At 71.3% G+C, this 18,897-nt stretch carries 15 protein-coding genes and 1 pseudogene; 7 read left to right on the top strand and 9 right to left on the bottom strand.

Annotated features, from left to right (window positions below):
* Nucleotides 1–77 precede the first annotated feature (77 nt).
* Complete coding sequence (gene nucS, locus OG452_RS09695; RefSeq protein ID WP_327295211.1) at nt 78–749, bottom strand: endonuclease NucS; 672 nt, start codon at nt 747–749, stop codon at nt 78–80.
* 213 nt (nt 750–962) lie between these two features.
* On the opposite strand from nucS, the gene OG452_RS09690 reads away from it, so the two are divergent.
* On the top strand, nt 963–1,355 hold the full coding sequence (locus OG452_RS09690; RefSeq protein ID WP_164267472.1) for an SCO5389 family protein: 393 nt from the start codon (nt 963–965) through the stop codon (nt 1,353–1,355).
* 72 nt (nt 1,356–1,427) lie between these two features.
* On the opposite strand, the gene OG452_RS09685 is transcribed toward OG452_RS09690, so the two are convergent.
* Nucleotides 1,428–2,459 carry an LLM class flavin-dependent oxidoreductase gene (locus OG452_RS09685; protein ID WP_327295210.1) on the bottom strand — a complete coding sequence of 344 codons (1,032 nt, stop codon included), beginning with the start codon at nt 2,457–2,459 and terminating at the stop codon, nt 1,428–1,430.
* Between the two features lie 219 nt (nt 2,460–2,678).
* On the opposite strand from OG452_RS09685, the gene OG452_RS09680 reads away from it, so the two are divergent.
* Nucleotides 2,679–3,011, top strand: a complete 333-nt coding sequence (locus OG452_RS09680; RefSeq protein WP_327299570.1) for an ATP/GTP-binding protein — start codon at nt 2,679–2,681, stop codon at nt 3,009–3,011.
* A gap of 40 nt (nt 3,012–3,051) precedes the next feature.
* Here OG452_RS09680 and OG452_RS09675 read toward each other — a convergent pair whose 3' ends face one another.
* The 7 genes from OG452_RS09675 to mce form a co-directional block, all read right to left on the bottom strand.
* On the bottom strand, nt 3,052–3,915 hold the full coding sequence (locus tag OG452_RS09675) for an ABC transporter permease subunit (protein WP_327295209.1): 864 nt from the start codon (nt 3,913–3,915) through the stop codon (nt 3,052–3,054).
* Complete coding sequence (locus tag OG452_RS09670; protein WP_327295208.1) at nt 3,912–5,024, bottom strand: ABC transporter ATP-binding protein; 1,113 nt, start codon at nt 5,022–5,024, stop codon at nt 3,912–3,914. Before OG452_RS09670 ends, OG452_RS09675 begins: the two co-directional genes overlap by 4 nt.
* Before the next feature lie 152 nt (nt 5,025–5,176).
* Nucleotides 5,177–5,944, bottom strand: a complete 768-nt coding sequence (locus OG452_RS09665; protein ID WP_327295207.1) for an ABC transporter permease subunit — start codon at nt 5,942–5,944, stop codon at nt 5,177–5,179.
* A 2-nt stretch (nt 5,945–5,946) separates the two neighbouring features.
* Complete coding sequence (locus OG452_RS09660; RefSeq protein WP_327295206.1) at nt 5,947–6,969, bottom strand: ABC transporter ATP-binding protein; 1,023 nt, start codon at nt 6,967–6,969, stop codon at nt 5,947–5,949.
* A 226-nt stretch (nt 6,970–7,195) separates the two neighbouring features.
* The gene (locus OG452_RS09655) at nt 7,196–8,134 is read right to left on the bottom strand and encodes a cellulose-binding protein (protein WP_327295205.1); all 939 of its coding nucleotides are present in this window, start codon (nt 8,132–8,134) and stop codon (nt 7,196–7,198) included.
* A 114-nt stretch (nt 8,135–8,248) separates the two neighbouring features.
* On the bottom strand, nt 8,249–11,968 hold the full coding sequence (gene scy / locus OG452_RS09650) for a polarized growth protein Scy (protein WP_327295204.1): 3,720 nt from the start codon (nt 11,966–11,968) through the stop codon (nt 8,249–8,251).
* A 177-nt stretch (nt 11,969–12,145) separates the two neighbouring features.
* A complete protein-coding gene (gene mce, locus OG452_RS09645) occupies nt 12,146–12,625 on the bottom strand; it encodes a methylmalonyl-CoA epimerase (RefSeq protein ID WP_327295203.1) in 480 nt (159 codons plus the stop codon).
* 134 nt (nt 12,626–12,759) lie between these two features.
* Between mce and OG452_RS09640 the strand changes: the two genes are divergently transcribed.
* The 5 genes and pseudogenes from OG452_RS09640 (at nt 12,760) to OG452_RS09620 (ending at nt 18,858) form a co-directional block, all read left to right on the top strand.
* A complete protein-coding gene (locus OG452_RS09640; protein WP_327295201.1) occupies nt 12,760–13,959 on the top strand; it encodes an acetyl-CoA C-acetyltransferase in 1,200 nt (399 codons plus the stop codon).
* 99 nt (nt 13,960–14,058) lie between these two features.
* Nucleotides 14,059–15,009 (top strand): annotated as a pseudogene (gene meaB, locus OG452_RS09635) (methylmalonyl Co-A mutase-associated GTPase MeaB); the annotation flags it as partial.
* A 312-nt stretch (nt 15,010–15,321) separates the two neighbouring features.
* Nucleotides 15,322–16,614 (top strand): MFS transporter, encoded by a 1,293-nt coding sequence (locus tag OG452_RS09630; RefSeq protein WP_327295200.1) that lies wholly within the window; start codon nt 15,322–15,324, stop codon nt 16,612–16,614.
* A 163-nt stretch (nt 16,615–16,777) separates the two neighbouring features.
* Nucleotides 16,778–17,440, top strand: coding sequence for a response regulator transcription factor (locus tag OG452_RS09625; protein ID WP_327295199.1), 663 nt, complete (start codon nt 16,778–16,780; stop codon nt 17,438–17,440).
* Nucleotides 17,437–18,858 carry a sensor histidine kinase gene (locus tag OG452_RS09620; RefSeq protein ID WP_327295198.1) on the top strand — a complete coding sequence of 474 codons (1,422 nt, stop codon included), beginning with the start codon at nt 17,437–17,439 and terminating at the stop codon, nt 18,856–18,858. The genes OG452_RS09625 and OG452_RS09620 overlap by 4 nt, the downstream gene beginning before the upstream one ends.
* Nucleotides 18,859–18,897: the final 39 nt, after the last annotated feature.

Raw genomic sequence — 18,897 nt, 5'->3', positions numbered from 1 at the left:
TCCGGCGGACGTCCACCGGGGCCTTCCGTTCAGCAGCTTCTGCTGTGCCGACCGGTCCGGCCGGCTGTTCCCGTTCCTCAGAAGAGCCGCAGCTTGTCGTCCTCGATGCCCCGCATCGCGTCGTAGTCGAGCACCACGCACTCGATCCCGCGGTCCGTGGCCAGCACCCGGGCCTGCGGCTTGATCTCCTGCGCCGCGAAGACGCCCTTCACCGGGGCCAGATGGGGATCCCGGTTCAGCAGCTCCAGATAGCGGGTGAGCTGTTCCACGCCGTCGATGTCACCGCGCCGCTTGAGCTCGACCGCCACGGTCCCGCCGTCGCCGTCCCGGCAGAGGATGTCCACCGGGCCGATCGCCGTCATGTATTCACGCCGAATCAGGGTGTGACCCTCACCGAGGGTTTCGATGCGGTCGGCGAGGAGTTCCTGGAGGTGCGCCTCGACGCCGTCCTTGATGAGCCCCGGGTCGACCCCCAGCTCGTGCGAGGAGTCGTGGAGGACCTCCTCCATCGTGATGATGAGCTTCTCGCCCGCCTTGTTGACGACCGTCCACTGACCGGTCTCGTCCCCTGTCCCCTCCTTCAGAGTGCAGGGCGGCGACATCCAGTTGAGGGGTTTGTACGCCCGGTCGTCCGCATGAATCGAGACGCTCCCGTCGGCCTTGACCAGGATCAGGCGCGGAGCGGACGGCAGATGGGCGGTGAGGCGGCCCGCATAGTCGACGGAGCAGCGGGCGATGACGAGACGCATGGTCGGCAACGCTACTCGACATCGCCGCTTGTACGCGATTCGCCCTGAACAACCCCGTTCGTTATTGGCCGGTTGTGTGCCCATTCTCCTGGTGCGGGCGCCTGCGCACGCATACCGTGGAAGCAGGAGGTCGTCGCGCGTGTACTCTGCGTCGCGGTCCTCCGCCCCTGCCCGTAAGGCCCCGGCTACTCCGGGGTCGCGAGAGGAGAACCCATGTCGCTCGACGTCTCACCGGCCCTACTCGAACAGGCCGAGCGAGGCGAGGTCGATGAAGCCGACTTCATCGACTGCGTCCGGACCTCCCTGCCCTATGCATGGGAGATGATCAGCTCTCTGGCGGTCCAGCTGAAGGTCGACGGTGGCGAGTTCGCCGACAACCAGACGCCTCCCCCCAATGAGCAGGCGCGCGGCCAGCTGCTGCGCGCACTCGCGAGTGACGCGATACGTGGAGCGCTGCAGCGGCATTTCGGGGTGCGCCTGGCATTCCAGAACTGCCACCGTGTGGCGGTCTTCCCGCTGGATCCCTCGGTCGATGAGCGGCTCGGCCGCTTCACCTCGATCAGGGGCCAGCTGCTGAACCAGTCTCCGGAGCTCAGGGACTGCTGACGCGCCGGGCTGCCGCTCCGCACCACCGGAGGTGTCATGGCTGCCGGAGCGGCAGTGCCCGGTTCCACTGGATCAGTGCAACCTGGGGAGGACTTCGGCTCCGATCAGCCGGAGGTTCTCCTCGGTGGCCGCTACATCGCCCGAACCCTCCACCAGCATCGCGAACCGTGTGATGCCGGTCCTCTCCGCCGTGGCCGCGAGCCGGTCGGCAGCCAGACGGGGAGGGCCCACCGGATGGATACCGCAGAGCATCTCCGTGTACGCGACCGGGTCCCGCATCGCGCGGTGTCTGCCGTCGACGGTCACATGGGCGTCAAGTCCCTGTTTGAGCCAGCCCGGCATGGCCTTCACCAGAGTCTCCGCCGCCTCGGCCCGGCGGTCCGCGATCTGCGCCACTCCCGCCGCCACATGCCCGGCCTCCGACACGGCCCCGGCCGGAACTCCCGCTGCCCGCGCGTGCGTTCGCCACAGGGAGATCATTTCGGCCTTCTCCTCGTCGTCCGAATGCATCCCGAGCAGCATCGGCAGACCGCGCTCGGCGGCGAGCCGCACACTGGCCGGGGAAGTGCATGCCACGATGACCTCGGGCCCCGGCACTTCACCGCACCGCAGCTCCTGCGGCCGTGGTACGACCGGGACTTCACGGAAGCGGAAGCGCTCCCCTCCGGCCGAGACCCGGGACTCGCGCAGCCACCGCAGCAGCAGGTCCAGTGACTCCGGGAAGCCGCTCTCGTATGCGCCGAGCCCCGCGCCGAAGACCTCCAGGTCCACCCAGGGGCCGCCGCGTCCCACACCGAGGCTGAACCGTCCGCCCGATGTGATGTGCAGCAGCGCCGCCTGTTCGCCCAGCGCGACCGGGTGCACGGTCGGCAGTACGCTCACCGCCGTACCGACCTGGATCCGCCGGGTGCGGCCCAGCATCATCGCGGCCAGCGTCACGGCCGACGGGCAGACCCCGTACGGTACGAAGTGGTGCTCGGCCAGCCAGACCGCGTCGAGCCCGGCCTCCTCGGCGACCTCGGCGGACCGCACCGCGCGGTGCAGTGCCTCTTCCTGCCCCTGCCCCGGGAACTGGGCTGCCAGTACAAATGCCCCAACACGCATCGCCTTCTGCCTCCTTGCGGCCGACGCGACTCTCCCCTTACCGGCAACAACGCCTGACACGTGCCAAAGGCACGGCCCATCGCAAAGTTGTTGTGATTTTCCGGTAAGCAGGGCTCCGGGGCTTTCACGTTCTCACGGTGCGCGGTACGGATGTGGCGTTCCGCTGCCCTTAGGCTGGACCGAGCGAGAAACTGTCCGCTCTGCCCCGTGAGGTGTTACGTGTCCCCGCGCCGCAACCGCCCCCGTGGGGGCGAGAAGCCGAGCGAGTCCGTCGGCGGGGGTGGGGGGCCCGACCGCTTCGGCCTCCAGGCCACCGAGTCCTGGCAGGGCGAGGAGTGGTCGGTCCGCATGGTCAGCGGGGCGAGCGCGCAGGGCAAGCGCTACCGCTGTCCCGGCTGCGACCAGGAGATCCCCTCGGGGGTGCCGCATGTGGTGGCCTGGCCCGAGTACGGCGGGGTCGACGACCGCAGGCACTGGCACAAGGCCTGCTGGAACGCCAAGGACCGCCGCACCTCCCGGGTGCAGCGGTCCCGTAACGCGCCGAAATACTGAATCGCCGAAAATGCTTGATCGCCGAAAATGCTGAGTCGCTTCAGACGTCGCGGCTGTTGAGCGCGGCGACCGCGCCCCCGAAGACCACCGCCGTCACCCCGAGCAGGACGCACAGCGCCTCCCAGCCGGACGGCCCGGTGCTGGAGACCGAGGTGCTGTAGAAGGCGCTGAGCTGGTTGGGGATCGAGTACTCGAAGAGCTTCTCGCGCACACTGAACAGTGATTGCGGCATGAACAGCGCCAGCACCAGCGGGACCAGCACCACCCCGAGCATGACCGTGATCGCACCGGCCGAGTGCCGGATCAGCGAGCCGACGGCCAGCGACAGCAGCCCCAGCACGGCGACATGGAGGCTGACGCCCACCGTCGCCAGGATCCACCCCGCGGCGTCCGGCTGCCGGGCGCCCGTCCCCTGGAGCACCGCGTACTGGAACATCGCGACCAGCGTGGTCGTCACCAGCAGGATGACGAACGCCAGCAGGAAGAAGACGATCGCCTTCGCCGTGAGCACCCGCGCCCGGCTCGGGCAGGCGGTCAAAGTCGTGCGGATCATGCCGGTGCCGTACTCGGATGCCACCGTCAGCACACCGAGCGTGATGACGCACATCGAGCCGAGCAGCACGCCGAAGAACCCCATACTCAGCACCGGGGTGCCGTTCATCGTGGAACCGGACGACGAGACGGCGACTGTCGTCAGCAGGCCGATGCCGAAGACGAGCAGGATCAGCACGCCCAGCGTCCACATCGTGGAGCGGAGCGACTTGATCTTCGTCCACTCCGAAGCGATGGCGTGCCCGAGGTGCGCGTCGGTCACCGGGATCGGCGAGACGTAGGACGGAGCCCGGTGGGGCAGGGGCGGCTGCTGCTGCGGCGGCTGGAACGGCGCGGAAGCGGGGGTCGTCATCGGAGGTCCTTCGGGGCGGGAGCGGGAGCGGCGGCCTGCGGCGCTGTGGGGCCGGTGGCGGGCGGCGCGGGCGCGGCGGCCGGGGGAGCGGCGTACGGGTTCTGGCCGGGCGGCGGCGGGGCGTACCAGCCCTGCTGCGGCATCTCGGGCGGCGCCGGCAGCGGGTGGTCGGGCTGCTCGAAGCCGGACAGCCGATCCGCCGTCGAGCGGTAGTCGACCGCCCCCTGCGTCATCCGCATGTACGCCTCCTCCAGCGAGGCCTGGTGCGGTGAGAGCTCCCACAGCCGTACGCCGGCGTCATGCGCGAGGTCGCTGATACGCGCCAGCGGCAGCCCGGTCACCCGCAGCGCGAGATCCTGCTCCGGCATGACCTGCCCGCCGGCCTCGGTGAGCGCGGCCGTCAGCTTCTCGCGCTGCGGCATGTCGGGGGTGCGTACCCGTGCGAAGTCGGCCGAGTTGTGCGAGATGAAGTCCTTGGTGCTCATATCCGAGAGCAGCTGGCCGCGGCCGATCACGATCAGATGGTCGGCGGTGAGGGCCATCTCGCTCATCAGGTGCGACGAGACGAGGACCGTACGGCCCTCCGCGGCAAGGGACTTCATCAGATTGCGGACCCAGAGGATGCCCTCCGGGTCGAGACCGTTGACCGGCTCGTCGAAGAGCAGCACCTGCGGGTCGCCGAGCAGGGCGGCGGCGATGCCCAGGCGCTGCCCCATACCGAGCGAGAACCCGTTGGAGCGTTTGCGGGCCACCTCCTGGAGGCCGACGACACCGAGCACCTCGTCGACCCGGGACGCCGGGATCCCGGAGAGCTGCGCCAGCGAGAGCAGATGGCTGCGCGCGCTGCGGCCGCCGTGCACCGCCTTGGCGTCGAGCAGGGCGCCGATCTGCCGGGGGGCGTTCGGCAGCTTGCGGAAGGGGTGGCCGCCGATCGTGACATGGCCCGAGGTCGGCTGGTCGAGGCCGAGGATCATGCGCATGGTGGTCGACTTCCCGGAGCCGTTGGGCCCCAGGAAGCCGGTCACCGTGCCGGGCCGCACCTGGAAGGAAAGGTTGTACACGGCCGTCTTGGCGCCGTAGCGCTTCGTCAGGCCGACTGCCTCGATCATTCTCCAGCCCCATCGACGTTCTGCGTGTCGTCGGGGCCTGGCCGCTTTTGGCCGAACACCCCCGTATGAGTGAGGAGGATAACCAGGCCTTTACGGTTCCAGCCAAGCCGTGAGCGGCGGCCGTTTCCGGCCACCGGCCCCCGGAACGGCCGTCAGGCGTCGCGTTTCTTCAGCAGTACGTAGCCGGCGAGCACCGCGGCCGCCACCCACAGAGCCATGATGCCCAGCCCGGCCCAGGGCCCGTACGGGGCGCTGTTACTGCCCGACACCACCTGGGTGATCTTGCTCCCTGCCTGGTCGGGGAGGTACTGGCCGACCTTCTTGGTGGCGGAGACGCTTCCCAGGATGTTGGAGATCAGGAAGAAGAACGGCATCAGGATGCCCAGCGACAGCATGGGACTGCGCAGCAGCGAGGCGATGCCCATCGAGAACATCGTGATCAGAGTCATGTACAGCGAGGCACCGAACACGGCCCGCAGCACACCGGGGTCCCCGATGTGGGAGCGGTGGACGCCGAGCAGCGCCTGGCCGAGGAAGTACGTCAGAAAGCTCGTCACCACACCGATGACGAACGCCAGGACCGTGGCCACCACGATCTTGGAGACGTAGAAGGTGCCGCGCTGCGGGACGGCGGCCAGCGACATCCGGATCATTCCGGTGCTGTACTCGTTCGAGACCACGAGCACCCCGAAGACGATCAGCGCGAGCTGGCCGAGCACGATCCCCGCGAAACTCACCGACGTCGGGTCGAAGGTGAGCTGGTCCGAGCGGGGCATGTTGCTGAACTGGGAGTTCGACAGCGCGCTGAACAGCGCCCCGAACGCCACCGTCACCACCAGCGCGCTCGCCAGTGTCCAGACGGTGGACTGCACCGAGCGGATCTTGGTCCACTCGGACTTCATCACCTGGGCGGCCGCCATGGTCAGGCCCCCCTCTTCGGGTTCTTCGGGTCCTGGCCCCACCTGGGCTGCTGTCCCGGCTGCTGCGGTTTCTGACCCCACCCGGGCTGCCGCGGTGCGCCCGGAGGTGCGCTGTCGCCGCCGTTGTGTGCGTGGTACTCCACCGATTCCGCGGTGAGCTGCATGAACGCCTCTTCGAGTGAAGCCTGCTGGGGACTCAGCTCATGCAGGACGAGCTGGTGTCGGGCGGCGAGTTCACCGATGTCGGCCGCGGCCGTGCCGTCCACTTCGAGTGTGCCGTCGCCCGCCGAGACCGGCTTGTACCCGGCCTCGTGCAGCACGTCGAAGAGCTGCTCCCGCTGCGGGGAGCGCAGCCGCACGTACGACCGCGAGTTCTCCGCGATGAACTCCGACATGCTGGTGTCGGCCATCAGCCGCCCCTGCCCGATGACGACCAAGTGGTCGGCGGTGAGGGCCATCTCGCTCATCAGGTGCGAGGAGACGAAGATCGTGCGGCCCTGCCCGGCAAGGGCCTTCATGAGGTTGCGGATCCAGTGGATGCCCTCGGGGTCCAGACCGTTCACCGGCTCGTCGAACATCAGGATCTCGGGGTCACCGAGCAGCGCCCCCGCGATGCCGAGCCGCTGCCCCATGCCGAGCGAGAAGCCCTTGGCGCGCTTCTTCGCCACCGCCGAGAGGCCGACGGTCTCCAGCACCTCGCCGACCCGGGACGCCGGGATGCCGTTGCTCTGCGCGAGACAGAGCAGATGGTTGTGGGCCGTACGCCCGCCGTGCATGGTCTTGGCGTCGAGCAGCGCGCCGATGTGCCGCAGCGGGTCCTTGAGGTCCTTGTAGTGCTTGCCGTCGATCCGGACGTCTCCGCCCGTGGGGTTGTCCAGGCCGAGGACCATCCGCATCGTGGTGGACTTCCCGGCTCCGTTGGGTCCCAGGAAGCCGGTGACGATGCCCGGTCGTACATTGAAGGTCAGCTGGTCGACCGCCATCTTCTCGCCATAGCGTTTGGTCAGCCCCGAGAGTTCGATCACTGCGTTCCGCCTCGTCGTTTCTGGTGATTCGCCCGGCCTTCCCCCTGCCCCCGGCCGGGCCGCGCGGATCCTGAGGGCAGCACGCAGCCACGTTAGGCGTACGACAAGCCCCCCGCCACCGGAATGACGGGGGGCTTGCTCGCGGTACGCGGGACCGCGGATGTACCGAGACCTGCACTGAGACCATCGAGACGCGGCCCCGGGGGAGAGGCGACGTAGCGGCGGGTCAGCGGGTCTGCTGCGCCGGGACTCCGTGGGAGGTCTGCTCCTCGTCGGCCGGCGCACCGGCAGCGGCCACCGCGGCACCGGTCAGCGTGGCCAGCATCTCGCGGACGTTGGTCAGCTGCGCGTTGATCGAGTCGCGGCGGTTGGTGAGCGCCGCCAGCTCGCGCTCCGATTCGCTGCGGATCCGGTCGGCCTTGGCGTTCGCGTCGGCCACGATGTCCTCGGCCTGGCGCTGAGCCGTCTCCACCGTCTGACGGGCGCGGCGCTCGGCGTCCGTACGCAGCTTCTCCGCCTCCAGACGGAGCTGCTCGGCGCGGTGCTCGATCTCGGCCAGACGCTTCTCGGCCTTGGCCTGACGCGAGGCCAGGTCGCGCTCAGACTGCTCGCGGCGCTTGGCCAGGTTCGTCTCGAAGTCCGCGGCGGCCTGGGCGGCCTTGGCGCGGGTCTCCTCGAAGAGGGCATCGGCCTCCTCACGCTTGGACTGCGCGTCCTTCTGGGCCTCGGAACGCAGCGAGGACGCGTCGCTCTTCGCCTTCTCTACGATCCGGACGCCCTCGTCCTCGGCCTTCGCCTTGCGCTCGGATGCGAAGGACTCGGCGTCGTTGCGGACCTGCTGGGCGGCCGACTCGGCGAGCTCGCGGTGCTGCTCGGACGCGCGACGGGCCTCCTCACGGAGGTCCTTCGCCTCCTCCTCGGCAAGCCGGAGGATCTTCTCGACGCGGGCGCCGAGACCCGCGTACGACGGCTCCGCGTCGTTGACCTGGGCCTGCGCGTTCTGCGTCTCGAGGTGGAGTTCCTCGATGCGCTTTTCCAGAGAGGTGATCCGTGCCAGAGCGCTGTCACGGTCGGCGACGAGCTTGGTAATGCGGTCGTCCACCTGACCGCGGTCGTAACCACGCCGCACGAGCTCGAAGCCGAATGGGGAGGAAGTGTCGCTCATGGGGTTCCTGTCGAATGAGACCGGTGAGGTGATAGGGGGAATCCTAGGGGCCGAAGCGGCGTGTCATCGAGCGGATGCCCGTTTGATCTGGAGAATGTCCAGCCTTTTGAGTGGCTAGCCATCAGAAGGCTTGCCACTCGGACGGGTTCCGCCTGCCGCCGCACCTGCCTTGACGCCGTCTGCGGCCTTGCCGCTCCCGGTCGGCGCCTCGAAGGACTCCAACGCCTCCAGTACGTCCTGGACACGGGAGATCTCGGCCTGGATGTCCGCCCGACGGCGCATCAGCACATCGTGCTCGCGGGTGGCTTCCTCGATGAGATGGTCCGACTCGGCCGCGGCGTCCGTCTTGAGCTGCTCCGCCTCCCGTATCAGACCGGCCTTCTTCTGCTCGGCCTCCTTCAGGAGGGCCTCGGCCCGTTTGACGGCGGAGATCCGGACACTGGCCGCCTCCGACTCGGCGTCGGACACCAGCTCCTTGGCCTTCGCCTCAGCCTCGGCCTGCTGGTCGGCGGCCGCCTTCAGCAGCTTGTCGACGCGTTCGCCCGCCGACTTGAGCTGCTCGGCTGTCTCGCGGCGGGCCCGCTCGTGCAGCTCCTCGATCTCGGCCGTCACCCGGTCCCGCAGCTCCTCGGACCGCTCCCTTATGGCGGTCGCGTCCCGCCGTGCGCCGACGAGCAGTTCATCGGCGTCCGTACGGGACCGCTCCACCAGGCTGTTGCCCTCGACGGTCGCCTCGGCGGTGATCCGGTCGGCCTCCTGTCGGGCTGCTCCGACCATCGTGTCGGCCTGCGCCTCGGCCTCGGTGGCGGTGCGCAGCGCCTCCTCCTGGGCCTTCGACATCAGCTGGTCGGCCTGTTCCGCCGCGTCCGCGCGGCGCTTGGCCGCGACCTCACGAGACTCGTCCAGCATCCGGTCGGACTCCGACTGGGCCTCGGCACGCAGCTGTTCGGCAGTGGCGGCGGCGTCGGCCCTGACCCGCTCGGCCTCCACCCGGATGCGCTCGGCGGCCTGCTGGGCGGCGCCGACGGTCTCGGCCGCCTCGGCCCGCATCCGCTCCGACTCGCCGGAAGCCTCCGCGATCAGGGCGTCCGCCTGGCCCGCCGCGTCCGAGCGGATGCGGTTGGCGTCCTCGCGTGCATCGGCCCGGGCGCGGGCCGCGTCCTGTTCGGCCGACGCCACCGTGTCGGAGGCCTCGGTCCGCATCCGCTGGGCGTAATCGGCGGTGTCGGAGCGCAGCTTCTCCGCCTCGGCGATCGCATCCGAAACGGTGCGCTCGGCCAGGGACTTGGCGGCCTCGGACTCCTCCTGGGCGACGCGTCGGATCCGGCCCGCGTCCTCGGACGCGCGCTCCCGCTCGGCGTGCGCGTCGGAACGGACCCGGTCCGCCTCCTCCTGCGCCTCCGTCCTGGTCCGCTCCGCCGCGTGCTCCGCCGCCGAGCGCAGCCCGGTGATCTCCTGCTCGGCCTGGTCCTGGAGACCCGCGACCGAGTCCCGTACCTGCTGAGCGGTCTGCTCGGCCGCCGACACCAGCTCGGTGGCCCTGCGGTCCGCCTCCTCGACCAGCCGCGCGGCCTCGGCCTGGGCCTCCTCCACCCGCTTGCGCGCGGAGGCCAGCAACTCCTCGCTCTGGCCACGCGCCTGGACCCGCTCCTGTTCGGCCTCGGCACGGGCCGACGACAGGGTCTCCTCCGCCTCCCGGCGGCGCCGGTTGGCCTCCTCCTGGGCGGCGGCGAGCGCCTCCTGCGCCTCCGTACCGACGCGTTCGGCCGCCGCGGCGGCCTCGGCGCGCATCCGGTCGGCGCTGTCCTGCGCCTCGGACTTGAGCCGCTCCGCCTCCGCGGTGGCCTCGCTGCGCAGCCGTACGGCGATGTTCTCGCCCTCGGCGCGGGCCTGCGAGGCGTCCGCCGCGGCCTCGTCGCGCAGCCGCTCGGCCTCCTGCTCGGCCTGTGCCTGGAGCGCGCGGACCCGCTCGGCCGCCTCGGCGCGCAGCCGCTCGGTCTCGTCCGCGGTCTCCTTGCGGAGCCGCTCGGCCTCGGCGCGGGCGTCGGCCAGCGCCGTCTCGGCGCCGCTCAGCCGCTCCTCGGCCTCGGAGTGCAGCCGGGCCAGCTCCCCGGCCGCGTCGGCCCTGCGGGCCTCTATGCCGCGTTCGTTCTCCTCGCGCAGCACACCGGCGGCCTCCTCGGCCTGGGTGCGGGTCGCCTCCGCGTGCTCCTCCGCTTCGGCGGCCAGCCGAGCTGCCTCGGCGCGGGTGCGCTCCAGCGTCTCCTCGGCCTGGGTACGCAGCGTCGTGGCGCGCTCGACGGCCTCGGCGCGTACCCGCTCGGACTCGGCGGTGGCTCCCGAGCGCACCTCGTCCGCGTCGGCCTTCGCCTTGGCCAGCAGCTCCTCGGCGGTCCGCGCCGCCTCCTCGATCTGCTGCACGGCCTCCCGGCGGGCCTCACCGCGGATGCGCTCGCCCTCGGCGACCGCGTCGGCCCGCAGCTGCTCCGCCTCGCCGCGGAGCCTGCGCGCCTCGTCCTGGAGCTCGACCGTCTTGGCCCGGTACTCCTTGGTGTCGTCCTTGGCCGCGCCCTTGAGCTGCTCGGCCGACTCGGCGGCCTGGTCGCTGAGCCGCGCGGCCTCCGCCTCCGCCTCGTGGCGGATCCGTTCGGCCTCGTCGGTCGCGGCCCTGGTGGTCGACCTGGCGTCCTCGGAGGCCTTGGTCAGGATCTCCTCGGCGGTTCTGGCGGCCTTGGCCAGCTGCGCGGCCGTGTCCTCGGCCGCTGCCGTCCTGGCCTTGTCGCTCGCCTCGGCGACCATCCGCTCCGCGGTGCCGCGAGCGTCCTCAAGTGCCTGCTGGGCCTCCGCCTTGAGGGCCTCCGCGTCCTTGGTCGCCTCGCCGACCAGCCGGGCGATCTCGGCCTTCGCGGTGCGGGTGCGCTGCTCGTTGACCGAATCGGCCGCGGTGAGCTGCTTGGCCGCCGCGTCCTTCGCCTCGGTGAGGACCTTCTCGGCCTCCGCCCGCGCCTCGCGCAGCGCGCGCTCGGCCTCCTGGACCCGCTGCTCGGCACCGCGGCTGAGTTCTGCGGCCTGCTGCCGGGCCTGGTCGGACTCGGCGGTCGTGGACGTACGCAGCTGCTCGGCGTGGGTGGTGGCCTCCTGCGCCTGGGTGGAGGCGGCGGTGAGCAGCCGCTCCGCCTCGGCGCGGGCCCTGCGCAGGATGGTGTCGGCCTCGCTGCGGGCCGACTCGGTCTCGGAACCGAGGCGCTGGCGGGCCTCGGAGACCAGCCGCTCGGCCTCGGCGCGGGCAGCGGCCAGGGACTGCTCGGCCTCGGCGCGCGACTCGTCCATGAGCCTGCGCGCCTGGGACTCGGTCCGGGCGCGCAGCTGTTCGGCCCAGGCCACGTTCTCGTTGACGTGCGACTCGACGGTCTGCCGGCGCTCGGAGAGCTCCTGGTCCAGGCGCTGGCGCCGGGTCACCGCCTCGCTGTGCAGTTCGGCCTGGAGCCTGGCCTGGTGCTCGGCGTGCTCCTGGAGGATGCGCTGCGTCTGGGCGCGTGCTTCGCGCAGTTCGCGCTCGGCGTCGGTGCGCAACTGGTCGGCCTGCACCTGCGCGTTCCGCAGCAACTGCTCGGCCTGGTAACCGATGTCCGCCTGGTCGTAGGCAGGACGGGACGCCAGACTGCGGCGCGCCTCGTGGAGCTTGGCACGCAAGACCTCGACCTGGTAACCGAGGTCCTCGGCGTGCTGTACGGCCTTCTCCCGCTCGGTCTTCAGCCGGTCCATCTTGGCCTCGAACCGCGAAAGATGGTCGTCTTCAGCCCGGTGGCTCTCCTGGCGTTCGTAGCCCCGCACTGCGCGGTCCCATCCGTCCCCTGGTCGCAACACACTCTTCCCGTACGAGCTCCGTCGTCTCGGCGACGACGGGCCCCCGGGGGGAATGGTGTCAGATCAACGACGAGGCATGGGTCACAGGCCCCGATCCGGCCCCGGACCGGAGCCGCCCACTCTACCGGCCCAGGTATCCGGGGGTCAGTGCTCCTTACGCGCCAGAGGGTCCCCCTCACCGGCTTCCGCGGCCGCTCCGTGCGGTGCGGCGGCCGTGACCAGCTCCGTCAGGACCCCGTGGCAGTCCTTGGGGTGAAGGAACGTGATCCGGGAGCCCATGGTCCCGGTGCGCGGCTCGTCGTACAGCACACGGATGCCCTTGTCCCGAATATCCTGGGAGTCACCGTCCACGTCCGCGGTGCCGAAGGCGATGTGGTGCACACCCTCACCGTTCTTCGCCAGCCACTTGCCCACCGCGGAGTCCTCGCGGACGGACTCCAGGAGCTGGAGACAGGAGGCACCGCCGTCGGACGTCTCATTGATCTTGAGCATGGCCTCCCGGACGCCCTGCTCCTCGTTGACCTCGGTGTGGAACACCTCGAAGCCGTATGTCGCCCGGTAGAACTCGACAGTCTTGTCGAGGTCGAAGCAGGCGATCCCGATGTGGTCGATTCGCGTCAGCATTCCCCCAGTGCAGCGCGCCGACACCTGGTTACGCAACGTGCGCGCGATCACATGGGTGGGGCGGTGACGGGCGGGGGGCCGCTCAGTACATTCAAGTAAACCCTCGTTCACTCTCTTCCAAGGGGCCGCGCCTCATGTCTGGAACGAACAGCAGTACCTCCGTGATCGTCGCCGGAGCCAGGACCCCGATGGGCCGGCTCCTCGGTTCGCTCAAGTCCTTCTCCGGTGCCGACCTCGGCGCCTTCGCGATCAAGGCCGCGATGGAGCGGGCCGGTATCGGCGGAGACCAGGTGCAGTACGTGATCATGGGGCAGGTGCTCCAGGCCGGGGCAGGGCAGATCCCGGCACGCCAGGCCGCCGTCAAGGCGGGCATCCCCATGAACGTCCCCGCGCTGACCATCAACAAGGTCTGTCTCTCCGGGCTCGACGCCATCGCCCTCGCCGACCAGCTGATCCGCGCCGGTGAGTTCGACGTGGTGGTGGCCGGCGGCCAGGAGTCCATGACCAACGCACCGCATCTGCTGCCGAAGTCGCGTGAGGGCTACAAGTACGGCGCGGTCGAGATGCTCGACTCGATGGCGTACGACGGCCTCACCGACTCCTTCGAGTCCATCCCTATGGGTGAGTCCACCGAGAAGCACAACGCCCGCCTCGGTATCGACCGCGCCCCGCAGGACGCCTTCGCCGCCGGCTCCCACCAGCGGGCCGCCGCCGCGCAGAAGAACGGCCTGTTCGAGGCCGAGATCACGCCGGTCGAGATCCCGCAGCGCAAGGGCGAGCCGGTGCTCTTCTCGCAGGACGAGGGCATCAGGGCCGAGACCACGGCGGAGTCGCTCGGCAAGCTGCGCCCCGCCTTCATCAAGGACGGCACGATCACCGCCGGCACGTCGTCGCAGATCTCCGACGGTGCGGCCGCGGTCGTGGTGATGAGCAAGGCCAAGGCGGAGGAGCTCGGGCTCGACTGGATCGCCGAGATCGGTGCGCACGGCAATGTGGCGGGCCCGGACAACTCCCTGCAGTCCCAGCCCTCCCAGGCCATCCAGCACGCGCTGGGCAAGGAGGGCATCGGCGTCGGCGACCTCGATCTCATCGAGATCAACGAGGCGTTCGCGGCCGTCGCCGTCCAGTCAATGAAGGACCTCGGGGTCTCGCCGGAAAAGGTGAACGTCAACGGCGGCGCCATCGCACTCGGACACCCCATCGGGATGTCCGGCGCCCGGGTGGTCCTGCACCTCGCGCTGGAGCTGAAGCGGCGCGGCGGCGGGGTCGGCGCGGCCGCCCTGTGCGGCGGTGGCGGACAGGGTGACGCCCTGATCGTGCGCGTACCCAAGTAGGAGCGGTCCGGGGCGCCGACGGGCACCCGGATACGGAACCGGCCGGACAGGGAAGTGGCCGGATACGGAAGTGGACTGAGCGGAGCTGTGAACGTGGACATGGACGTCCCCACCCTGGTCGGACAGGCCCGTGAGGGCAGGCCGAGGGCCGTCGCCCGGCTGATCTCCCTGGTGGAGGGGGCGTCCCCGCAGCTGCGCGAGGTGATGGCGCGGCTGGCCCCGCTGACCGGCGGCGCGTACGTCGTCGGGCTGACGGGTTCGCCTGGTGTCGGCAAGTCGACTTCCACCTCGGCGCTGGTCTCGGCGTACCGGCGGGCCGGCAAGCGGGTCGGGGTGCTCGCCGTCGACCCCTCGTCGCCGTTCTCCGGGGGCGCGCTGCTCGGCGACCGGGTCCGGATGTCCGAGCACGCGTCCGACCCGGGCGTCTACATCCGCTCGATGGCCACCCGGGGCCATCTGGGCGGCCTCGCCTGGGCCGCCCCGCAGGCGATCCGGGTGCTGGACGCCGCCGGGTGCGACGTGGTGCTGGTGGAGACGGTCGGCGTCGGCCAGTCCGAGGTGGAGATCGCCTCGCAGGCCGACACGTCGGTGGTGCTGCTCGCGCCCGGGATGGGCGACGGGATCCAGGCCGCCAAGGCCGGAATCCTGGAGATCGGCGATGTGTACGTCGTCAACAAGGCCGACCGGGACGGCGCCGACGCGACCGCGCGCGAGCTCAACCACATGCTGGGCCTGGGCGAGGCGCGCGGCCCCGGCGACTGGCGCCCGCCGATCGTGAAGACCGTGGCGGCGCGCGGCGAGGGCGTCGACGAGGTCGTGGAGGCGCTGGAGAAGCACCGGGCCTGGATGGAGGAGCACGGCGTCCTGGACGAACGCCGCAGGGCACGCGCGGCGCACGAGGTAGAGACGATCGCGGTCACGGCCCTGCGCGAACGGATCGGCGACCTGCGCGGCGACCACCGCCTCGACGCCCTGGCCGACCGGATCGTCAGGGGCAGCCTGGACCCGTACGCGGCGGCGGACACCCTGGTGGAGGCCGTGACGGAGGGGGCGGCGGTGGCTGCCGAGCCGGACGGGGCAGCCGGGGCGGCTGGTACCCGGGGCTCGTCGGACTGAGGCGGGCGGCAGCCCGGTACTCACGGTTCGTCGGTCCGGGGCCGGTGCGACCGGTACTGACGGCTGATCGAACTGAGGCCAGGCGCAAGGCCGTCGGGCTGAGCGGGGCGGCATCCGAAGGCGGCAGCCCGGGACCAGGGTCCCGGGGGCGCCCCCTGCTACGGTGACCGCATGTTCCTCTCTCGTGCGTAGGACCCGGCCGACCACCCGGTGTCCTGTCCGTGCCGCTTCCGAGGAACCCCCCCCATGCCGTCCTACGCCGCTGTCCTGCGGCCCCCGCACGCCCGCCGCACCTTCGGTGCCGCCCTGATCGGCCGTCTCTCCTACGGGATGGTCTCCCTCTCCCTCGTACTCGCCGTCAAGGACGCTTCGGGCTCCTTCACCCTCGCGGGTACCGCCATGGCGCTCTTCGGCGCGACCAGCGTCTGCCTCTCGCCCGCCAGAGCCGCCCTGGTCGACCGCTACGGACCCCGCCGCGCGCTCGTCCCCATGGCAGGCGGCTACGCGGTGCTGCTCCTGGTGCTCGCCGCCGCCACCCGGCGGCCCGGCACGCCCCCGCCGCTGATCGCGGCACTCGCCGCGGCCGCCGGCGCGGGGACGCCACCGCTCGGGCCGACCATGCGGACCCTGTGGCGCAGGCTCGTTCCGGGCCGGGAGCTGTTGCAGCGCGCGTACAGCCTGGACGGGGTCGCGGAGGAACTGCTCTACGTCGCCGGGCCGTTGCTCGTCGGCGCCCTGGTGACCTGCGCCTCGCCCTCGGCGGGAGTCGCCGTCAGCGCCCTCCTGGTGCTGGCGGGAACCCTGGCCCTGGTGACGTCGCCGGTCGCGGCGGGCCCGTACCAGGAGAACCCGGGCTCACCGCCCGGCTCGCCGCCCTGCGACACCGGTCCTGTCGGCGTACGGTCCCGGTGGCCCCGGCAGCCCGTGGTGGTGGCCGCGGGGGTGGGGCTGGCGCTCGGCGGGCTCGATCTGCTGGTGGTCGCCGACGCCGGGCGGCACGGCCGGCCCGACGCCGTCGCGTGGGTGCTGGCAGCGCTCTCCGCGAGCAGTGTGGTCGGCGGGCTGGTCAACGGGGCGGTCAGCTGGCGCGCCCCCGCCCGGCTGCGGCTCGCGCTGTCCGCCGCGGGCCTCGGGCTCACCTTGACCGGCGCCGGGCTCGCGCCGGATCTCCGGGTGCTGGCCGCTGCCGCCGCTCTGGCCGGTCTCTTCGTGGCGCCCGCGCTGACGACCGCGTATCTGATCGCCGACGAGAGCGCGGGCCCGAGCGCCCGCACCCGGGCCGGTGCCTGGGTCAACACCGCGGTGAACGCAGGGTCCACGGGGGGCACGGCTGCTGTCGGCGTCCTGGTCGGGCGGGTTCCGCTCGCGCTCTGTTTCGCCCTGGCGGCGGCACCCGCCTTGTTCTCCGCCGCGTCCGTCCTGCCGGTCCTGCCGGTCCTGGTCCGGATCAGTGGTCTACGTCGTTCTGGCGCGACGAGACGACCTCGCAGGTCCTGCGGGTCAGGCGGATCTCGTGCCGGACGCGGCCCCTTGCCGTAGCGGTCGGCCTCCCAGCGGCCGTGGTCCAGTCCGGCGGAGGTGACCGTACGGGGTTCGGACGCCCGGCTCTGCTTCGGACGGAATCCAATCTGCCGGGGCCGTGCTGAACGCAGCCTGAAGCCGCCTGAAGTTCCCTTCAGCTTCCGTTTGCGAAGCTGTCCCCATGCGCCTGTTGATCGTGGAGGACGAAAAGAGGCTCGCGGTGTCCCTCGCCCGCGGACTCACCGCCGAGGGTTACGCCGTGGATGTCGCGCATGACGGGCTCGAAGGGCTGCACCTGGCCGGCGAGGGCCCGTACGACCTGGTCGTGCTCGACATCATGCTGCCCGGGATGAACGGCTACCGGGTCTGCGCGGCCCTCAGAGCGGCCGGCAACGACGTCCCCATCCTGATGCTGACCGCCAAGGACGGCGAGTACGACGAGGCCGAGGGTCTGGACACCGGGGCGGACGACTACCTCACCAAACCGTTCTCCTACGTGGTCCTCGTCGCCAGGATCAGGGCGCTGCTCCGCAGGCGCGCCGCCGGCCGGCCCTCGCCCGTGCTCACCGCGGGGAGCCTCACGGTCCACACCGCGACCCGCCGCGTACACCGCGCGGGCAGCGAAGTCACCCTGACAGCGAAGGAGTTCGCGGTCCTGGAGCAACTCGTCGTACGCCAGGGCGAGGTGGTCGGCAAGCCGGAGATACTGGAGCACGTCTGGGACTTCGCCTACGAGGGCGACCCGAACATCGTCGAGGTGTACGTGAGCGCCCTGCGCCGCAAACTGGGCGCCGACCTCATCCAGACCGTGCGCGGCGCGGGGTACCGGCTGGTCGCCGGATGAGGCGCGTATTCGGCTCCGTACGGGCCAGGGCGGCGCTGGGCGCGACGGTCGTCGTCGCTGTCGCGCTGGTCGCCGCGGGCGTCTCCCTCCTGCTCGTCCTGCGGTCGAACCTCACCGGCCAGACCGATCTGCGCGCCGAGGTCGCCGCGCAGAACGTCGCTTCGCAGGTCGCGCTCGACGTTCCGTACCACAAGCTCGTCCTGCCCGACGCGGAACAGAATCCGGTGCAGGTGGTCACCGAGCACGGCAAGCTGCGCGCCGCCAGCGACGAACTGGACGCGGTGACGGGGACGGCGACCACCGCGGTGCATCCGGTGTCGTCCAAGCCGGACCACAACCATGGCGACGACGATCCGCCGCGCGGTGAGGTCTCGCACGACGACGCCCAGTTCAGCTCCGGCACCGCGACCGTCGACGGCGACACCGCCGACTACCGGTTCGCCGCCGTCGAGGTGACCAACGGCAGCGACGACACCCTGATCGTCTACGCGGGCGCCCCCCTCACCACCGAGGAGAGCGCCGTCAGCTCGCTCCGCGGTGCGATGCTCATCGGGCTGCCCGCCCTGCTGCTGGTCGTCGCGGGTGTCACCTGGCTGGTGACCCGGCGCGCGCTGCGCCCCGTCGAGGGGATCCGGCGGGAGATGGCGGCGATCACCGCGTCCGAGGATCTGGCCCGGCGGGTCCCGGAGCCCCGTTCGCACGACGAGGTCGCCCGGCTGGCCCGTACGACCAATGCGACCCTCACCGCGCTGGAGAAATCCGTCGACCGGCAGCGGCGGTTCGTCGCCGACGCCTCGCACGAACTGCGCAGCCCCATCGCGAGTCTCCGTATCCAGCTGGAGGTCGGGGCAGCGCATCCGGAGCTGCTGGACGTCGACGGCGCGGTCGCGGACACCGTACGGCTCCAGGAGCTGGCCGCCGACCTGCTGCTGCTCGCCCGGCTTGACGCGGGGGAGCGGCCCGGGGCGAAGCGGATCGATCTGGGGGAGCTGGTGAGTGAGGAGGTGTCGCGGCGGCAGGCGGGCCGGGTCCCGGTGAGCGTCCACGCGGCAGGCGGTCTCGAAGTGGAGGGCTCGCGCGGGCAGTTGGCGCGGGTGATCGGCAATCTCCTGGACAACGCCCAGCGCCATGCCCGTTCCAGGGTCGAGGTGTCCGTACGGGAGCGGAACGGCCGGCTCATAGCGGAGGTGGCCAACGACGGCCCCGGAGTGCCTGCCGCGCAGCGCGAGCGGATCTTCGAGCGGTTCGTACGGCTCGACGACGCCCGGACCCGTGACGAGGGCGGCGCCGGCCTCGGGCTGGCCATCGCCCGCGATGTGGCGCACCGGCACGGCGGGACGCTCACCGTCGGCGACGGCGCCGTCTTCGCACTGGACCTGCCCGCCGCACGGACCGGGGGCCGCTCCGAGCCGCGCTGACCCGACCTGCCGGCCTGATCCGCCCTGAAGGCGGGAACC

Origin of the sequence: Streptomyces sp. NBC_01197, from assembly GCF_036010505.1 — a bacterium.
Classification (GTDB): domain Bacteria; phylum Actinomycetota; class Actinomycetes; order Streptomycetales; family Streptomycetaceae; genus Streptomyces.
Note: the sequence above shows the minus strand (reverse complement) of the source record. Positions and strands in the feature narration are given on the sequence as shown.

Excerpts from the sequence above, each read along its gene's own strand:
- nucS (WP_327295211.1), bottom strand. The coding sequence starts at position 749 with ATGCGTCTCGTCATCGCCCGCTGCTCCGTCGACTATGCGGGCCGCCTC.
- OG452_RS09690 (WP_164267472.1), top strand. The coding sequence starts at position 963 with ATGTCGCTCGACGTCTCACCGGCCCTACTCGAACAGGCCGAGCGAGGC.
- OG452_RS09685 (WP_327295210.1), bottom strand. The coding sequence starts at position 2,459 with ATGCGTGTTGGGGCATTTGTACTGGCAGCCCAGTTCCCGGGGCAGGGG.
- OG452_RS09675 (WP_327295209.1), bottom strand. The coding sequence starts at position 3,915 with ATGACGACCCCCGCTTCCGCGCCGTTCCAGCCGCCGCAGCAGCAGCCG.
- OG452_RS09670 (WP_327295208.1), bottom strand. The coding sequence starts at position 5,024 with ATGATCGAGGCAGTCGGCCTGACGAAGCGCTACGGCGCCAAGACGGCC.
- OG452_RS09665 (WP_327295207.1), bottom strand. The coding sequence starts at position 5,944 with ATGGCGGCCGCCCAGGTGATGAAGTCCGAGTGGACCAAGATCCGCTCG.
- OG452_RS09655 (WP_327295205.1), bottom strand. The coding sequence starts at position 8,134 with ATGAGCGACACTTCCTCCCCATTCGGCTTCGAGCTCGTGCGGCGTGGT.
- mce (WP_327295203.1), bottom strand. The coding sequence starts at position 12,625 with ATGCTGACGCGAATCGACCACATCGGGATCGCCTGCTTCGACCTCGAC.
- OG452_RS09640 (WP_327295201.1), top strand. The coding sequence starts at position 12,760 with ATGTCTGGAACGAACAGCAGTACCTCCGTGATCGTCGCCGGAGCCAGG.
- OG452_RS09630 (WP_327295200.1), top strand. The coding sequence starts at position 15,322 with ATGCCGTCCTACGCCGCTGTCCTGCGGCCCCCGCACGCCCGCCGCACC.
- OG452_RS09625 (WP_327295199.1), top strand. The coding sequence starts at position 16,778 with ATGCGCCTGTTGATCGTGGAGGACGAAAAGAGGCTCGCGGTGTCCCTC.
- OG452_RS09620 (WP_327295198.1), top strand. The coding sequence starts at position 17,437 with ATGAGGCGCGTATTCGGCTCCGTACGGGCCAGGGCGGCGCTGGGCGCG.